General features: G+C 72.2%; 16 protein-coding genes, 1 pseudogene and 1 riboswitch. Of the genes and pseudogenes, 13 read left to right on the forward strand and 4 right to left on the reverse strand.

Going from position 1 to position 15,863, the window contains the following annotated elements; translation table 11 throughout:
* Nucleotides 1–57 precede the first annotated feature (57 nt).
* A complete protein-coding gene (locus tag ACIBKX_RS00335; protein WP_363275340.1) occupies nt 58–714 on the reverse strand; it encodes a class II aldolase/adducin family protein in 657 nt (218 codons plus the stop codon).
* 178 nt (nt 715–892) lie between these two features.
* On the opposite strand from ACIBKX_RS00335, the gene ACIBKX_RS00340 reads away from it, so the two are divergent.
* The 5 genes from ACIBKX_RS00340 (at nt 893) to ACIBKX_RS00360 (ending at nt 4,988) form a co-directional block, all read left to right on the forward strand.
* Nucleotides 893–1,633, forward strand: a complete 741-nt coding sequence (locus ACIBKX_RS00340; protein WP_363275341.1) for a lysozyme — start codon at nt 893–895, stop codon at nt 1,631–1,633.
* 192 nt (nt 1,634–1,825) lie between these two features.
* Nucleotides 1,826–3,100: an inorganic phosphate transporter gene (locus ACIBKX_RS00345; protein ID WP_363275342.1), complete on the forward strand. Its 1,275-nt coding sequence runs from the start codon at nt 1,826–1,828 to the stop codon at nt 3,098–3,100.
* A 12-nt stretch (nt 3,101–3,112) separates the two neighbouring features.
* Nucleotides 3,113–3,346 carry a hypothetical protein gene (locus tag ACIBKX_RS00350; RefSeq protein WP_363275343.1) on the forward strand — a complete coding sequence of 78 codons (234 nt, stop codon included), beginning with the start codon at nt 3,113–3,115 and terminating at the stop codon, nt 3,344–3,346.
* Nucleotides 3,347–3,550: 204 nt separating this feature from the next.
* Nucleotides 3,551–4,411, forward strand: coding sequence for a helix-turn-helix transcriptional regulator (locus tag ACIBKX_RS00355; RefSeq protein ID WP_363275345.1), 861 nt, complete (start codon nt 3,551–3,553; stop codon nt 4,409–4,411).
* A gap of 43 nt (nt 4,412–4,454) precedes the next feature.
* Entirely contained in the window at nt 4,455–4,988 is a 534-nt protein-coding gene (locus ACIBKX_RS00360) for a hypothetical protein (RefSeq protein ID WP_363275347.1), read from the forward strand.
* On the opposite strand, the gene ACIBKX_RS00365 is transcribed toward ACIBKX_RS00360, so the two are convergent.
* Together ACIBKX_RS00365 and ACIBKX_RS00370 are read right to left on the reverse strand one after the other, a co-directional pair.
* Nucleotides 4,921–5,229 (reverse strand): hypothetical protein, encoded by a 309-nt coding sequence (locus ACIBKX_RS00365; RefSeq protein WP_363275349.1) that lies wholly within the window; start codon nt 5,227–5,229, stop codon nt 4,921–4,923. The genes ACIBKX_RS00360 and ACIBKX_RS00365 overlap by 68 nt on opposite strands.
* A gap of 10 nt (nt 5,230–5,239) precedes the next feature.
* On the reverse strand, nt 5,240–5,440 hold the full coding sequence (locus tag ACIBKX_RS00370; RefSeq protein WP_363275350.1) for a DUF397 domain-containing protein: 201 nt from the start codon (nt 5,438–5,440) through the stop codon (nt 5,240–5,242).
* Nucleotides 5,441–5,684: 244 nt separating this feature from the next.
* A riboswitch (cobalamin riboswitch) is annotated at nt 5,685–5,820 on the forward strand.
* A gap of 107 nt (nt 5,821–5,927) precedes the next feature.
* Between ACIBKX_RS00370 and ACIBKX_RS00375 the strand changes: the two genes are divergently transcribed.
* From ACIBKX_RS00375 to ACIBKX_RS00395, 5 genes are read left to right on the forward strand one after another with little or no spacing between them, the layout of a single operon-like run.
* Nucleotides 5,928–6,980: a cobalamin biosynthesis protein gene (locus ACIBKX_RS00375; protein ID WP_363275351.1), complete on the forward strand. Its 1,053-nt coding sequence runs from the start codon at nt 5,928–5,930 to the stop codon at nt 6,978–6,980.
* The gene (locus ACIBKX_RS00380; RefSeq protein ID WP_363275352.1) at nt 6,977–8,524 is read left to right on the forward strand and encodes a cobyric acid synthase; all 1,548 of its coding nucleotides are present in this window, start codon (nt 6,977–6,979) and stop codon (nt 8,522–8,524) included. Before ACIBKX_RS00375 ends, ACIBKX_RS00380 begins: the two co-directional genes overlap by 4 nt.
* Nucleotides 8,525–8,540: 16 nt before the next feature.
* On the forward strand, nt 8,541–10,622 hold the full coding sequence (locus tag ACIBKX_RS00385; protein WP_363275354.1) for a putative cobaltochelatase: 2,082 nt from the start codon (nt 8,541–8,543) through the stop codon (nt 10,620–10,622).
* A complete protein-coding gene (cobO, locus tag ACIBKX_RS00390; protein WP_363275355.1) occupies nt 10,622–11,230 on the forward strand; it encodes a cob(I)yrinic acid a,c-diamide adenosyltransferase in 609 nt (202 codons plus the stop codon). The genes ACIBKX_RS00385 and cobO overlap by 1 nt, the downstream gene beginning before the upstream one ends.
* Nucleotides 11,224–12,585 carry a cobyrinate a,c-diamide synthase gene (locus ACIBKX_RS00395; protein WP_363275356.1) on the forward strand — a complete coding sequence of 454 codons (1,362 nt, stop codon included), beginning with the start codon at nt 11,224–11,226 and terminating at the stop codon, nt 12,583–12,585. Before cobO ends, ACIBKX_RS00395 begins: the two co-directional genes overlap by 7 nt.
* Nucleotides 12,586–12,623: 38 nt before the next feature.
* On the opposite strand, the gene ACIBKX_RS00400 is transcribed toward ACIBKX_RS00395, so the two are convergent.
* Nucleotides 12,624–13,352 carry a ZIP family metal transporter gene (locus ACIBKX_RS00400; protein ID WP_363275358.1) on the reverse strand — a complete coding sequence of 243 codons (729 nt, stop codon included), beginning with the start codon at nt 13,350–13,352 and terminating at the stop codon, nt 12,624–12,626.
* Between the two features lie 62 nt (nt 13,353–13,414).
* Between ACIBKX_RS00400 and ACIBKX_RS00405 the strand changes: the two are divergent.
* The 3 genes and pseudogenes from ACIBKX_RS00405 to cobC all read left to right on the forward strand — a co-directional run.
* Nucleotides 13,415–13,798, forward strand: a pseudogene (locus ACIBKX_RS00405) (cobalamin biosynthesis protein); the annotation flags it as partial.
* Between the two features lie 128 nt (nt 13,799–13,926).
* Entirely contained in the window at nt 13,927–14,688 is a 762-nt protein-coding gene (locus ACIBKX_RS00410; RefSeq protein ID WP_363275359.1) for a sirohydrochlorin chelatase, read from the forward strand.
* 32 nt (nt 14,689–14,720) lie between these two features.
* A complete protein-coding gene (gene cobC / locus ACIBKX_RS00415) occupies nt 14,721–15,812 on the forward strand; it encodes an Rv2231c family pyridoxal phosphate-dependent protein CobC (RefSeq protein WP_399375659.1) in 1,092 nt (363 codons plus the stop codon).
* Nucleotides 15,813–15,863 lie beyond the last annotated feature (51 nt).

Below are 15,863 nucleotides of genomic sequence, written 5' to 3' on the forward strand. Positions count from 1 at the left end.
GTGGGCGGGGGCTGTGGGGTGAGTGCGCAGGGGCGGGGCCCGGCCTGACGCTCCCGCCTACCCCTGCCCGTACCCCCGCAGCCGCTCCTCCGCTTCCTGTAGCTGAGCGGGAGACAGGAGTGTCGGGGTGTGCCCCGGAACGCCGCTCGCCGTCAGCCAGAGGCGGCACATCCACTCCAGCTGGGCCGTGCGGTCGTACGCCTGGGGCAGGGTGTCTCCGTATGTGACGGTTCCGTGGTTCTGGAGTAGGCAAGCTGTGCGCTCCCGCAGCGCGTGGAGCATGTTCTCGGCCAACTCCTCCGAGCCGTACGGCGCGTACGACGCGACGCGCGCCGGGCCGCCCATCGAGGCCGCCATGTAGTGGATCGGCGGCAGCTCCGGGAGGAGTGTGGAGACGGCCGTGGCGTGCACCGCGTGGGTGTGCACGACGGCCCCGGCGGAGGTGTTGCGGTAGATCGCCAGGTGCATCGGCAGCTCGCTGGTCGGGCTGAGGTCGCCGAAGAGCCGTACGCCGTCCAGATCCACGCCGACCGCGTCCCCCGGCGTCAGCCTGTCGTAGGGGACTCCGCTCGGGGTGACCAGGATCGTGCCGCCGACGCGTACGGAGACGTTGCCCGACGTGCCGACCACCAGGCCGTCCGAGACGGTCCTGCGGGCCGTCTCGACCAGCTCGCCCCAGGCCCGTTCCACCGTGTCCCGCCGCTGCTCAGTCATGCCGTGATCCTGCCAGCCGGGGGCCGCGCCGCCACAGGGCGGATTCGCGGGGTCCGTATCGGCGTGTATGGGCATTCGTCACCCTCTGATGATGATTGGCTGGTGATCGACCGGCATGCGGTGATCTTCCAGTAACCTCTGGGGGATTTGTCATGCACGTCGCCATCCGGGGGGAAATATGGCTCGTGATCACAAAGCGTCCCGTCGCCGCGCCCGCTTCGTCGCGGCCTCAGTGGCGACCCTGGCCCTGGGGGGAACCGCCCTCGCCGAGATTCCGGTTTCGGCCGCGGGCAAGCCGAGGGGGCACGACGTCTCGTCGCACCAGAAGAACGTCAACTGGCAGAAGGCCAAGAGCAAGGGCGCACGCTTCGTCTACGTCAAGGCCACCGAGTCCCACACCTACCGCAATCCCTACTTCAAGCAGCAGTACAACGGCTCCCGCAACGCGGGCCTCGTCCGCGGGGCGTACCACTTCGCCGTACCGAACAAGTCGTCCGGCAAGAAGCAGGCCGCGTACTTCATGAACCACGGCGGACGGTGGCGGGCCGACGGCTGGACGCTGCCGCCGGCGCTCGACATCGAGCACAATCCGTACAGCTCACGCAAGTGCTACGGCCTCAGCAAGAGCAGCATGGTCAACTGGATCAAGTCGTTCAGCAACGAGGTGAAGCGCCAGACGGGGCGGCGCCCCGTGATCTACACGACGACGAAGTGGTGGAACGACTGCACGGGCGGCAGCCGCGCCTTCGCGTCGAACCACGCGCTGTGGCTCGCACGCTGGTCGTCGTCGGCCGGGTCGATGCCCAAGGGCTGGTCGTACTGGACGTTCTGGCAGTACGACAACAGCGGCAGCCTGCCGGGTGATCAGAATCTCTTCAACGGCTCGAAGAGCCAGCTGAAGCGGTTCGCCCGCGGCTAGCCCAAGGGCCCCTGGAAGCCCAGATTCCGGGCCTCGCGCCGCCCCTCCGGACGATCTCCGTCGGCATCCCGGCGGAAGCGGAGTGGCGGCGCCTCAGATCGGGTCACCGCACCGCCCGGCCCAGTTCACTTTCCGTTCACCCAGGTTGCCTACGTTCCACTTGCCACTGACGTCCAACAGAAGCCCGGGTAAATGGAACACATCACGCTTCTCCTCGGGATCGTGATCGTTACCGCTCTCGTGTTCGATTTCACGAACGGTTTCCACGACACAGCCAACGCGATGGCGACCACCATCTCGACCGGCGCCCTCAAGCCCAAGACGGCGGTGGCCATGTCCGCCGTGCTGAACCTCGTCGGAGCGTTCCTCTCCGTCGAAGTCGCCAAGACGATCTCTGGCGGCATCGTCAACGAGGACGGACTGAAGACAGAGGTCATATTCGCGGCCCTGGTCGGCGCGATCCTCTGGAATCTGCTGACCTGGCTGGTGGGCCTGCCCTCCAGCTCCTCCCACGCCCTCTTCGGCGGCCTCATCGGCGCCGCGGTCATGTCGATGGGCTGGTCGTCGATCAACGGCGGCACCGTCGTCACCAAGATCCTCATCCCGGCGCTCGCCGCGCCGCTCGTGGCCGGTCTGGCCGCGATGCTGGCCACGCGCCTGACGTACCGCATCGGCCGCAACACCGAGACCAAGGCCACCGCCAAGGGCTACCGCGTCGGCCAGATCGCCTCCGCGGGCCTCGTCTCGCTGGCCCACGGCACGAACGACGCGCAGAAGACCATGGGCATCATCACGCTCGCCCTGGTCACCGGCGGCGTCCTGAACCCCGGCGCCAACCCCCCGATGTGGGTCATCGTCTCGGCCGGCGTGGCCATCGCGCTCGGCACCTACCTCGGCGGCTGGCGCATCATCCGCACCATGGGCAAGGGCCTCACCGACCTCCAGCCGCAGCAGGGCTTCGCCGCCCAGACCAGCGCCGCGACGGTCATCCTGGCCTCCTCGCACCTGGGCTTCTCGCTCTCCACCACCCAGTCCTGCTCCGGCGCCGTGATGGGCGCGGGCCTCGGCCGCAAGGGCGGCGTGGTCCGCTGGTCCACCGCGACCCGGATGTTCGTCGCCTGGGGTCTGACCCTGCCGGCCGCCGGTCTGGTCGGCGCGGGCGCCGAGTTCCTGACCAAGCAGGGCCCCTGGGGCATCGCGGTGACCGCCGCGTTCCTGGTCGGCGGCTCGGCCGTCATCTGGGCGCTCTCCCGGCGCAACGCCGTCGACCACACGAACGTCGCGGACGACGAGATCGGCGGTGCGTCCGACGCGGAGCCCGCGGGCGTCGTGACCACCGCGATCGCCGCCGTGACGCCGCCGCCCACCGGCGCGGCCGCCGCGACCGGCGACGACGACCACGTCAAGGCCACCATCCCGGCCCCGACCGGCACCGTGGCGGACCCCGCCCCGGCCGCCACGGTGTAAGGACAGATCAGCATGGACATCGACTGGGCAGCTCTCGGCTCCGTCTTCGGAGTCAGCCTCGGCGTGACGGTCGCGCTGGTGGGCCTGTTCACCCTCGGCATCGTCGGCCTCTCCAAGCACGAGGCCGCGACCTCCGGAGCGGCGACCTCCGGCGGCAACACCGCGGCGGCGCGGGCGGGCGCATACGTGTGCTTCGCGCTCTGCGCGGCAGCGGTGGCGTACGGGATCTATCTGATCGTCGCCTGACGGCACAGCCGGTTCTCCGAAAGCCGGGTGGGACGCACCTCATGGGTGCGTCCCACCCGGCTTTTCACGCGAAAGAGCGGATGCGATGCGGCGAAACGACATATGGCATACTGGCAGGAAGCTGTCTGCTAGCGTCGGCTGCACATATAGCACTTTGCCATATGCCATGGAAACGAGCAGTCACGTCGACAGCGAGGAGCCACCATGCCGAGGGACAGGGAAGTCGATCCGAGCCTGAATCGCCGCAGGCTCCGGATCGCACTCCGCAAGGCCCGTGAGAATTCGATGCAGTCGCAGGGCCAGGCGGCCCACGCCCTGGACTGGTCACTTTCCAAGATCATGAGGATCGAGCAGGGAACGGTCAGCCTGTCCGTCACCGATCTGCGCGCGCTGCTCCAGCAGTACGAGGTGTCGGACGCCACGCTCTCCGCGGAGCTGGAAGAGGCGGCTCGCGGGTCCAAGGGAGCCAGCTGGTGGGCCCAGTACAACGACGTGATCGGCCCGCAGTTCAGCCAGTACCTGGGGTACGAGAGCGCCGCCGCGTCCTTTCGCACGTACAACCCGATCATCGTTCCCGGCCTGCTGCAGACGGACGAATACGCGATGGCGCTCCTCGCCCCGCGCGTCAACGAGCAGAAGGCCCGGCGGATCGTAGATCTGCGGACGGCCCGCCAGGATCGCGCCCTGGAGGGCGCGGAGCCGCCGTACACGTTCTTCGTCGTCGACGAGGCGGCCCTGCACCGGCAGGTCGGCGGGCCGCGTGTGCAGCGTGCCCAGTTGCAGCACCTGGTCTCCCTGGCGGACCGTCCGAAGGTCTCCCTCCAGGTGCTGCCGTTCACGGCGGGCGCCCACTACTCCACCCTGAGCAGCTTCATCCTGCTCGGCTTCCTGGACGACGAGGATCTGCTGTACCTGGAGGCCCAGGGGAACCAGTCGATCCGCGACGACCACGAGCTGATCGTGCGTCACCAGGAGTGCTTCGAGTCCCTCCGCGAGATCGCGTACGGCGGGGACAAGGCGATCGACCTGATCAACGAGATCAGGGACGGCATCGACAGCAGCTGATCTGCCGGGCCCGAGGAGCCCGGCGGGAGCGAGGAGGCCGCATATGCCAGCCGCGTTGCGAGAGTGGTGGCGGGGGGTCTTCGCGGCCATCCGGCAGACGCCGTGGCGGAACAGCGGGGACGACGGGGCGCACGGTGCGGGTGCGCCTGCCACGGACCCCTCCGCCGGGGCCACCGCTCCCCGGCGGGCACCGGCCGAGGACCCCTCCTACAACCGGCTCGTGCTCGAAGGGATGGGCGACCCGCTGGGTGCCGTGGTGATGGACATGCTGGACCACAACCGCACCGACGACCAGGCCCGGCTCTTCCGCACCAAGATCCGCAACTGCACCGGCTGCATACTCGTCCTGCTGCTCGCGCTCGCCGGAATGCTCGCCCTGCTCAGCGCCCTCGACCTGACGGCGTTCTGGCTGGTCTTCTCGGTGATCGGCGGGGTCATGACCCCCGTGGTGGCGCTGAGCCGTCAGCTGGCCAGGCTGATCACCGAGACCGGGACGAACCCGCCGACGCTCAGCGACGACCGCCGGGCCGTGGTGCCCGCGCAGCGACCCGATCCGCCTGCCGACGATCGTTCCTGAGCTCGGCGGAACCCCACCAGAGCCCCGCTGACACCGCGGTCACGGAGGCCGCGACACCCCAGGTGGCCAGGCGCGCGGCCGTGCCCTCGACGAGCAGCGCGACCAGCGCGCCCACCAGGGCCGCCGTCGCACCGAGCAGCGCGCAGACCACCACGGCCAGGACGACCGCCGAAGCCTTCCGCTTCCCCCCGTGTCCCCCGCTCACCAGGTGGCGTACTTCGGCGAGATGATGCTCAGTCATCCTTCCCCCCTCACTGTCCCCCTGTGCCGATCACTGCGTTCAGGAACGCTCGCCAGCGCTCAGCAGAGAAGACGACGCGTGGTCCCGACGGGTTCTGCGAATCACGGACAATCACCGCCTCTCGTACGAAGGCGACTTCGACGCAGTCTCCGTCGTGCCCGCTGTGGCTGCTCCTGCGCCACGACCGTCCGGCCCCGTTCTCGTTGCACACGCCGACCTCCCCCTACCGGAGAGCACGTCGCCGCACCATAGTGCCGTGGCCTCGGCCGGCCCAGCGGACCGCCGACAATCACCACAGAACGTCACGACCCGGACCCAAGCACGCTCGGAGCGCTCTCCGGATGTCGTGTTCCAGTCTAGGAAAGTTCAATTTCCGGGCCTAGGGAGATTCCGGCCCCATGTGGGTCTCCGCACACTCTCCCGTCCCAGGTCAACGGCAAGTTGACGGGCGTTGCGCGGCGTGGTGGACTGCCGGAGCCATTACGGCGGCAGCAGAGGAAACCGGTGTGAATCCGGTGCGGTCCCGCCACTGTCACCGGGGAGCGGACTCCCCGGGAGCCAGGAACTCTCGCCGCCGCGTCACGTCGAACCAGGGCGCGGACACCCTGAGTGAGGACATATCGCCATGCGCGGCCGCCCGTTGCCGGTTCCGTCTCTGACGTCGGGGTCCTTCCCCGGCAGCACGACCGGCTGACGCCATGAGTGCCGATCGCGACTTCGCGTACGGCGCCGCCGCCGGACTTCTCGGAGACCTTCTCCTCGGCGATCCTCGCCGCGGGCATCCGGTCGCCGCGTTCGGCCGTGCCGCGGGTGCCGTCGAGCGGGTGCTGTGGCGTGACCACCGCGGGTGGGGCGCGCTGCACACCGCCGTGTGTGCCGGGGGTGCCGCGGGCGCCGCCGCGCTCGCCTCTTGTCTTGTACGCCGTTCCCGTGCCGGATCCGTCGCGCTGACCGCCGCCGCGACCTGGACCGTGGTCGGCGGCACCTCCCTCGGCCGTGAGGCGCGGGCGATCGGCGGGGCGCTCGCCGCGGGGGACGTCGAGCTGGCCCGGGAGCGGCTGCCGCATCTGTGCGGGCGGGATCCGCAGGCGCTCGACGCCGACGGGATCGCGCGGGCCGTGGTCGAGTCCGTCGCCGAGAACACCTCTGACGCCGTGGTCGGGGCGCTGGTGTGGGGGGCGTTGGCGGGGGTTCCGGGGCTTGTCGGGTTCCGGGCCGTGAACACGCTGGACGCGATGGTGGGGCACAAGTCCGCGAAGTACCGGCGGTACGGGTGGGCTTCCGCTCGGCTCGACGATGTTCTGGGGTGGCCCGGGGCCCGGCTCACCGCCGCCCTCGCGGCAGCCGCCGGGGATTCGCCGCGGGGCGCGCTGCGGGCTTGGCGGGATGACGCCGGTCGGCATCCGAGTCCCAACGCGGGGCCCGTGGAAGCGGCCTTCGCGGGGGCGTTGGGCGTACGGCTCGGCGGAACTCTCTCGTACGGGGGTCGAGTGGAGCACCGCCCTGTTCTGAACGGGGGTGGGCGCCCTGTGGCCGTGGCCGACATCGAGCGTGCGGTAAAGCTGTCCCGGCGGGTTGGGGTGCTGGCGCTTGGAGTTGCCATTGCCGCACGGCTGAGCCGGAACCCGGCGACTGGGGCTGTGCCCACCCTTCCCCAAGCTCTCGGCTCCGCTCGACCAGGGGAGGCCCCACTCGCCCTGCGGAACGCCTGCCCACAGCCGAAGCAGCTTAGATCTAGGAGAACCTCATGAGTGGTGGGCTGCTTGTTGCCGGGACCACCTCCGATGCCGGGAAGAGTGTTGTCACCGCCGGGATCTGTCGGTGGCTGGCGCGTAAAGGCGTGTCCGTCGCGCCCTTCAAGGCGCAGAACATGTCGCTCAACTCCTTCGTCACCCGCGAGGGCGCCGAGATCGGGCGGGCGCAGGCCATGCAGGCGCAGGCCGCCCGCGTCGAGCCGAGCGCGCTGATGAATCCCGTGCTGCTCAAGCCGGGCAGCGACCGCAGCAGTCAGGTCGTGCTCATGGGGAAGCCCGTGGGCGAGATGACCGCGCGCGGGTTCTTCGGGGGGTCTGGGGGGTCGTCCCCCGGGGAAAGGCTGCACGGGGGGCGCCGGGCGGCGCTGCTCGACACCGTCGTGGGATGCCTGGAGGAACTTCGGGGCAGCTATGACGCCGTGATCTGCGAAGGCGCGGGCAGTCCCGCCGAGATCAATCTGCGGCGTACCGACATCGTGAACATGGGGATCGCGCGGGCCGCCCGCTTTCCCGTGCTCGTCGTCGGGGACATCGACCGGGGCGGCGTCTTCGCGTCCTTCTTCGGTACGACCGCCCTGCTGAGCCCCGAGGACCAGGAGCTGGTCGCCGGGTATCTCGTCAACAAGTTCCGGGGCGACGTCTCGCTGCTCGAACCGGGGCTCGACATGCTGCACGGGCTCACCGGGCGGCGCACGTTCGGTGTGCTGCCCTTCCAGCACGGGCTCGGCATCGACGAGGAGGACGGGCTCCGGGTGTCCCTGCGGGGCGCCGTGCGGGAGTCCGTCGTCGCGCCGCCGGTCGGCGAGGACGTGCTGCGGGTCGCCGTCTGTGCCGTACCGCTGATGTCCAACTTCACGGACGTGGACGCGCTCGCCGCCGAGCCGGGTGTCGTCGTGCGGTTCGTGGACCGGGCCGAGGAACTCGTCGACGCGGACCTCGTCGTCGTACCGGGCACGCGCGGGACCGTGCGCGCCCTGGAGTGGCTGCGGGAGCGCGGGCTCGCGGACGCCGTCGCGCGGCGCGCGGCCGAGGGGCGGCCGGTGCTCGGGATCTGCGGCGGCTTCCAGGTGCTCGGCGAGCGCATCGAGGACGACGTGGAGTCGCGGGCCGGGGCCGTGGACGGGCTCGGACTGCTGCCCGTGCGGGTGCGGTTCGCCCGCGAGAAGACCCTGGCGCGGCCCGTCGGCGAGGCGCTCGGTGAGCCCGTCGAGGGGTACGAGATCCATCACGGGGTCGCCGAAGTCCTGGGCGGGGAAGCCTTCTTGGACGGCTGCCGGGTCGGCGAGGTGTGGGGCACGCACTGGCACGGCTCGCTGGAGAGCGACGCGTTCCGGCGCCGCTTCCTCGCCGAGGTCGCCCGCGCCGCGGGGCGCCGCTTCGTGCCCGCGCCCGACACCAGCTTCGGCACCCTGCGCGAGGAGCAGCTCGATCTGCTCGGCGACCTGATCGAAGAGCACGCGGACACCGACGCGCTGCTCGGCCTGATCGAGACCGGCGCACCGGCCGGTCTCCCCTTCATCGCACCGGGGGCACCCCGATGACCGTCCTGGAGGCCTTGTGAGTACCCCCTATCCGTTCACCGCGCTCGTCGGCCAGGACGATCTGCGGCTCGCGCTGCTGCTCAACGCCGTGTCGCCCGCCGTCGGCGGTGTTCTCGTACGAGGCGAGAAGGGCACCGCCAAGTCCACTGCCGTGCGGGCCCTTTCGGCGCTGCTCCCGCAGGTGCCGGTGGTCGCGGGCTGCCGCTTCTCCTGCGATCCGGGCGCCGCCGATCCGGCCTGCCCCGACGGTCCGCACGAGGCCGGCGGGGACTCCGTGCGCGACGCGCGGATGGTCGAACTGCCCGTCGGCGCCTCCGAGGACCGCCTGGTCGGGGCCCTGGACATCGAGCGGGCGCTCGCCGAGGGCGTGAAGGCGTTCGAGCCGGGACTGCTCGCCGACGCGCACCGCGGCATCCTCTACGTCGACGAAGTCAACCTGCTGCACGACCACTTGGTGGACCTGCTGCTGGACGCCGCCGCCATGGGCGCCTCGTACGTCGAGCGCGAGGGCGTGTCCGTGCGGCACGCCGCGCGCTTCCTGCTCGTCGGCACCATGAACCCCGAAGAGGGCGAACTGCGGCCGCAGTTGCTCGACCGGTTCGGGCTCACCGTCGAGGTGGCCGCGTCGCGCGAGACGGACCAGCGCGTGGAGGTCGTGCGGCGCCGCCTCGCGTACGACGACGACGCCGAGGGATTCGCCGCGCGCTGGGCCGACGACGAGGCCGCGCTGCGCGCCCGGATCGTCGCCGCCCGCGCGCTGCTCCCCCAAGTCCGGCTCGGCGACGGGGCGTTGCGGCAGATCGCCGCCACCTGCGCGGCGTTCGAGGTGGACGGGATGCGGGCCGACATCGTGATGGCCCGTACGGCGACGGCGCTCGCCGCCTGGGCCGGGCGCGAGGACGTGCTCGCCGAGGACGTGCGGCAGGCGGCGCTGCTCGCGCTTCCGCACCGGCGGCGGCGCAACCCCTTCGACGCGCCGGGCCTCGACGAGGACAAGCTGGACGACACCCTGGAGGAGTCCGCCGACGACGGCGGTGACAGTGGTGACGGGGGCGACGGGAGCGACGACAATCCGGATCCCGACGGGCCCGGCGGGGGCGGGCTTCCGCCGCAGAGCGGTCCGGACGCGCCCGGCTCCCCCGAGTCCCGGCATGACGCGGGGCAGGACGGCGAGTCGGTCCCCGAGCAGCCGAAGGCCCCCGCGCAGGCCTCGGCGCCCGGTGAGCAGCAGGCGGTACGGGCCGCCGAGCCGTTCCGCACGAAGATGCTGAGCGTGCCCGGCCTCGGCGAGGGTGCCGCCGGGCGGCGCTCGCGGGCCAGGACCGAGCACGGCAGGACCACGGGGGCCCGTCGGCCCCAAGGGACGCTCACCAAGCTGCACTTGGCCGCCACCGTGCAGGCCGCGGCCCCGCATCAGCGGGCGCGCGGCCGGTCGGGTGCCGGGCTCGTGGTGCGCAGGGACGATCTGCGGCAGGCGACGCGGGAGGGGCGTGAGGGGAACCTCGTGCTCTTCGTCGTGGACGCCTCCGGGTCCATGGCGGCCCGGCAGCGGATGAGCGCGGTCAAGGGCGCCGTCCTCTCGCTGCTGCTCGACGCCTACCAGCGGCGGGACAAGGTCGGGCTCGTCACCTTCCGGGGCACGGCCGCCGAGGTGGCGCTGCCCCCGACCTCGTCGGTCGACGCGGCCGCCGCGCGCCTGGAGTCGCTGCCCACGGGCGGGCGTACGCCGGTCGCGGCCGGACTGCTCAAGGCGCACGAGGTACTGCGGGTGGAGCGGCTGCGGGATCCGGCGCGGCGGCCGCTGGTCGTGCTCGTGACGGACGGGCGCGCCACGGGCGGTCCTGAGCCGGTGGCCCAGGCGGGGCGCGCTGCGCGGCTGTTCGAGGCCGCGGGGATCGCCTCCGTGGTCGTCGACTGCGAGTCGGGGCACGTGCGGCTCGGCCTCGCGGGGAAGCTGGCCGCCGATCTTGGCGGGACCGCGGTGACGCTGGACGAGCTGCGCGCCGAGTCCATCACCGGGCTGGTCAAGGACGTACAAGGATCGGGATCTCGTACGACTCACATGACTCGTACGACTGGCATGAGGAGCGTCGCGTAATGCCGCAGGGACAGCCGAGTGTCGTGCCGCAGGACGGTCTCACCACACGTCAGCGGCGCAACCGTCCGCTCGTCATGGTGCACACCGGGATCGGCAAGGGGAAGTCGACGGCCGCCTTCGGGCTCGCGCTGCGGGCCTGGAATCAGGGCTGGCCGATCGGGGTCTTCCAGTTCGTGAAGTCGGCGAAGTGGAAGGTCGGCGAGGAGAACGCGCTGAAGGTCCTCGGGGCGTCCGGCCAGGGCGGTTCCGTCACCTGGAACAAGATGGGCGAGGGCTGGTCGTGGATCCAGCGGGCGCCCGCCGAGGGCGAGTTGACCAATGAGGACAAGGCCCGCGAGGGCTGGGAGCAGGTCAAGCGGGACCTCGCGGCCGAGACGTACCAGCTGTACGTCCTCGACGAGTTCGCCTATCCGCTGCACTGGGGGTGGATCGACACGGAGGACGTGATCGAGACGCTGCGGACCCGGCCGGGGCATCAGCACGTCGTCATCACCGGGCGCAACGCCCCCGAGGCGCTGGTCGAGTTCGCCGATCTCGTCACCGACATGTCCAAGGTCAAGCATCCGATGGACGCGGGGCAGAAGGGCCAGAGGGGCATCGAGTGGTAGCTCGGCTCGTCGTCGCCGCGCCGTCGTCCGGGAGCGGCAAGACGACTGTCGCCACGGGTCTCATGGCCGCGTTCTCGGCGGCCGGGCTCGCCGTGTCCCCGCACAAGGTGGGGCCCGACTACATCGATCCCGGCTATCACGCGCTGGCCACGGGGCGGCCGGGGCGGAACCTCGACGCGTACATGTGCGGGCCCGGCATGGTGGCCCCGCTCTTCGCGCACGGGGCGCGGTCCTGCGACCTCGCCGTGGTCGAGGGCGTCATGGGCCTGTACGACGGTGCGTCCGGGCAGGGCGAACTCGCGTCGACCGCGCATGTGGCGAAGCTGCTGCGGGCGCCCGTGGTGCTCGTCGTCGACGCTTCGTCGCAGTCGCGGTCCGTCGCCGCGCTCGTGCACGGGTTCGCCTCCTGGGACCCAGAGGTGCGGATCGGGGGCGTGATCCTCAACAAGGTGGGGTCGGCGCGCCACGAGGAGCTGCTGCGGGACGCGCTCGGCGAGTCCGGCGTCCCGGTCCTCGGCGCGCTCTCCCGGCTCGGCCAAGTGCGCTCGCCCTCACGGCACTTGGGGCTCGTGCCGGTCGCCGAGCGGCGGGCCGAGGCGGTCGAGTCGGTCGCGGCGCTGGCGGCGCAGGTGCGGGAGGGGTGCGACCTGGAGGGGATTCTCGCGCTGGCCCGCAGCGCTCCGGAGCTGGGGGGCGAGGCGTGGGATCCGGGGGCTGCCGTGACCGGGGTTCCCTCCGCCGGGGCCGGGGCGGGGAAGCCGGTGGTGGCCGTCGCCGGCGGGGCCGCCTTCTCGTTCTCGTACGCCGAGCATGTCGAGCTGCTGACCGCAGCCGGGGCCGAGGTGGTCACCTTCGACCCGCTGCACGACGAGCAGCTGCCGGAAGGGACCGCCGGGCTGGTCATCGGCGGCGGGTTCCCCGAGGTGTACGCGCCCGAGCTGTCCGCCAACGAGACGCTCCGCAAGGCCGTGGCCGATCTTGCGCTGGGCGGGGCGCCGGTCGCCGCCGAGTGCGCCGGGCTGCTCTATCTGACGCGGGAGCTCGACGGGAAGCCCATGTGCGGGGTGCTCGACGCGCGGGCGCGGATGTCCGAGCGGCTCACGCTGGGCTACCGCGAGGCCGTCGCCGTGTCCGACAGCCCGCTCGCCGCCGTGGGGACCCGGATGCGCGGCCACGAGTTCCACCGCACGGTCGTCGAACCGGGCGCGGGGGCGGCTCCCGCCTGGGGCATGCACACGCCCGAGCGACGGGTCGAGGGGTTCGTGCAGCAGGGCGTGCACGCGAGCTATCTGCACACGCACTGGGCCGCGGCGCCGGAGACCGCGCGGCGGTTCGTGGAGAGGTGCGGGGGGTGAGAGCGGCCCCGGCGGGGGCCTCGGGCTCCTCGTACGGCTCACTCGGCGATGCCCACCACCAGCCAGATGAACGCGGCGCCCGCCACCGTGCACAGCAGCGTGGAGCGGGCCGGGTGGTCGTGGTGCGCCTCCGGCAGGATCTCCGCGGCTGCCATGTAGAGCAGCGCTCCCCCGAAGAAGCCGAGATATCCGCCGAGCGGTTGCTCCGGAATGGTGAACAGGAGCGTCGACGCGGCGCCCGCCACCGGGGCCACCGCGTCCGCGAAGAGCATCGCGAGTGCCTTGCGGCGGGCGTTCCCGTACAGGCTGGTGATCGTGTACGTGTTGAAGCCGTCCGCGAAGTCATGGGCGATGACCGCGAGCGCCACCGCGACGCCCATGCCGCCGCCCACCTGGAAGGCCGCGCCGATCGCGACGCCGTCCATCAGGCTGTGTCCGACCATCGCGGCGGCCGCCGTCAGGCCGACCTGGGGGACCCGGCCGTTGTGCTCCTCCGCCCCGTGCGCGGCCTGGCGGTGCGCGAGCAGCCGCTCCACCAGGTGCGCCGCGAGGAAGCCCGCGACGAACAGGAGCAGCGCCGCCGGTACGCCGAAGACCTCGCCGCCCGCGGCCTCCAGCGCCTCCGGCAGCAGGTCGAGGCCGACCACGCCGAGCATCAGTCCGCCCGCGAGCCCGAGGACGAGATGACGCCGGTCGGTGACCCGCTGGGCCGTCCAGCCGCCCACCAGGGTCATCAGGAAGGCGCCGAGCGCCACGAACACCGCCATGCGCCCTTGCTAGCCGATCGACCCCGTGGCCCGCACGTCAGGGCGCGGGGCGGGGCGGGCTGATGGTGGCCGTCGTGGGGGTCGGCGCCGGCCGCGGCGTGTCCGTCGACGAGGTGCTCGGGCTCATCGAGGAGACCCTGCGGGACGCGGGCATCCCCGTCTCGTCCGTCGCCGGGCTCGCGACCGTCGACACGAAGGCCGGCGAACCCGGGATCGTCGGGGCGGCGGCCCGGCTCGGGGTCCCGCTGGTGACGTACGCGGCTGCCGAACTGGCCGCGGTCGAGGTGCCCAACCCGTCCGACGCGCCGCTCGCCTCGGTCGGTACGCCGTCCGTCGCGGAGGCGGCGGCGCTGCGGGGCGGCGGTGAACTCGTCGTACCCAAGCGGAAGTCGGCGCCTCAGGGGCGTGTGTCCATGGCCACGTGCGCAGTGGTGCGGCGGATGGGTGCGGTACCTGGAGAATGTGCGTCGCCCGCATCATCTGCACCAGTCGCACCGACCGCACCGACCCCACCGGTCGAACCAGTTGCACCGGTCGCACCGGTCGCACCACCCGTATCAGCCAAGGAGTTTCAGTGACTGCCCCGCCCGCACTGCTCATCGCCGGCCACGGCACCCGTGACGAGGCGGGGGCCGAGGCCTTCCTGGACTTCGTGCGGGAGCTCGCCCGCCGCAACCCCGGGCTTCCTGTCGGCGGCGGCCTCGACGAACTGGTGGGGCAGGGCGTGCGGCGCATCGCCGCCGTGCCGCTGACGCTGGCGCCCGCCGGGCCCGCGGAGGGCACCATCCCCGCCGCGCTCACCCGCGAGACGGAGCGCCACCCCGACATCTCCTGCGCCTACGGCCGCCCGCTCGGCCCGCATCCCTCGCTCCTGAAGGTCCTGGAGCGCCGCCTGGACGACGCGCTCGACGGCACCGCCCGCACGCCCCTCGACCGCGCGGACGTGACGGTGCTGCTCGTGGGCCGGGGCGCGAGCGACCCTGAGGCCAACGCCGAGGTGCACAGGGCGGCGCGGCTGCTGTGGGAGGGGCGTGGTTACGCGGGCGTGGAGCCGGCGTTCGTCTCGCTCGCGGCGCCGGACGTGCCGTCGGGGCTCGACCGCTGCGTACGGCTCGGCGCGCGGCGGATCGTGGTCCTGCCGTACTTCCTCTTCACCGGAAGCCTGCCGCAGCGGGTCCGCGCGCAGACGGAGGGCTGGGCGGCGGCGCATCCGGAGGTCGAGGTGCGTTCGGCGGATGTGATCGGTCCGGAGGAGGAGCTGCTGGCCCTCGTCATGGAGCGGTATCAGGAGGCGGTCGAGGGGGATCCGCGGATGGGTGACGGAGAGCGGGCATGAGCACGGCTACGAATGCGGGTACGTCTTCGGGGATGGCCTCGGGTGTGCCTTCGGGGACATCCTCGGGGACGGCTTCGGGGACGTCCTCGGATACGGGTGATCCGGATCTGCGGCATCACGGGGACGCCGAGGTGCGGGGCGCCGTCGGTCTCACCGACCTCGCGGTCAACGTCCGCGCGAACACCCCGCCCGGCTGGCTGAAGCAGCGGATCGCCGCCTCGCTGGACGGTCTTGCCGCGTACCCAGACGGTCGGGCGGCGCGGGCCGCGGTGGCGGCGCGGCACGGTCTCGCGCCGGACCGGGTGCTCCTCACGTCGGGCGCGGCGGAGGCGTTCGTGCTGCTCGCGCGGGCCCTGAAGGTGCGTCAGCCGGTCGTGGTCCACCCGCAGTTCACGGAGCCCGAGGCGGCGCTGCGGGACGCGGGGCATGCGGTGGGGCGGGTGCTGCTGCGGGAGCCGGACGGGTTCCGTCTCGACCCGGCGGCGGTGCCGGACTCCGCCGATCTCGTGGTGATCGGCAATCCGACGAACCCGACGTCGGTCCTGCATCCCGCCGCGTCCATCGCCGAACTCGCCATGCCCGGACGGGTGTTGGTGGTGGACGAGGCGTTCATGGACGCGGTGCCGGGTGAGCGGGAGGCGCTGGCGGGGCGGACGGATGTGCCGGGGCTCGTGGTGCTGCGGAGCCTGACCAAGACGTGGGGCCTCGCGGGTCTGCGGATCGGGTACGTCCTCGCCGACCCGGAGACGATCGCCGCACTGGCCTCGGCGCAGCCGCTGTGGCCCGTCTCCACTCCCGCGCTGGTCGCCGCGGAGGCGTGTGTGGGGGCGGGGGCGCTGGCGGAGGCGGAGGCCGCGGCGCGGTCGATCGCCTCGGACCGGGCCTATCTGCTGGACGGGCTGCGGGAGTTCGGGGCGGTGGTTCCGGCCGCGGAGGGGCCGTTCGTGCTGCTCCGGGTGGCGGGGGCGGCGATGGCCCGGGAGCGGCTTCGGGAACGTGGCTTCGCCGTGCGGCGAGGCGACACGTTTCCTGGCCTGGGGCCGGACTGGCTGCGGATCGCGGTCCGCGACCGGGGGACGACGGACCGCTTCTTGAGTGCGTTGCGCTTGGCGCTGGGCGGCTGACTTGCCCCGGAGCGGCGGGTGCCACCCCGGCGGCAGCCTTCAGCCCGTCCG

It is taken from the genome of Streptomyces sp. NPDC050658, assembly GCF_044457025.1.
GTDB lineage: Bacteria > Actinomycetota > Actinomycetes > Streptomycetales > Streptomycetaceae > Streptomyces.

Bases quoted from the DNA above. Each gene is read 5' to 3' on its own strand.
- ACIBKX_RS00335 (WP_363275340.1), bottom strand. From the start codon at position 714: ATGACTGAGCAGCGGCGGGACACGGTGGAACGGGCCTGGGGCGAGCTG.
- ACIBKX_RS00340 (WP_363275341.1), top strand. From the start codon at position 893: ATGGCTCGTGATCACAAAGCGTCCCGTCGCCGCGCCCGCTTCGTCGCG.
- ACIBKX_RS00345 (WP_363275342.1), top strand. From the start codon at position 1,826: ATGGAACACATCACGCTTCTCCTCGGGATCGTGATCGTTACCGCTCTC.
- ACIBKX_RS00350 (WP_363275343.1), top strand. From the start codon at position 3,113: ATGGACATCGACTGGGCAGCTCTCGGCTCCGTCTTCGGAGTCAGCCTC.
- ACIBKX_RS00355 (WP_363275345.1), top strand. From the start codon at position 3,551: ATGCCGAGGGACAGGGAAGTCGATCCGAGCCTGAATCGCCGCAGGCTC.
- ACIBKX_RS00360 (WP_363275347.1), top strand. From the start codon at position 4,455: ATGCCAGCCGCGTTGCGAGAGTGGTGGCGGGGGGTCTTCGCGGCCATC.
- ACIBKX_RS00365 (WP_363275349.1), bottom strand. From the start codon at position 5,229: ATGACTGAGCATCATCTCGCCGAAGTACGCCACCTGGTGAGCGGGGGA.
- ACIBKX_RS00375 (WP_363275351.1), top strand. From the start codon at position 5,928: ATGAGTGCCGATCGCGACTTCGCGTACGGCGCCGCCGCCGGACTTCTC.
- ACIBKX_RS00380 (WP_363275352.1), top strand. From the start codon at position 6,977: ATGAGTGGTGGGCTGCTTGTTGCCGGGACCACCTCCGATGCCGGGAAG.
- cobO (WP_363275355.1), top strand. From the start codon at position 10,622: ATGCCGCAGGGACAGCCGAGTGTCGTGCCGCAGGACGGTCTCACCACA.
- ACIBKX_RS00400 (WP_363275358.1), bottom strand. From the start codon at position 13,352: ATGGCGGTGTTCGTGGCGCTCGGCGCCTTCCTGATGACCCTGGTGGGC.
- cobC (WP_399375659.1), top strand. From the start codon at position 14,721: ATGGCCTCGGGTGTGCCTTCGGGGACATCCTCGGGGACGGCTTCGGGG.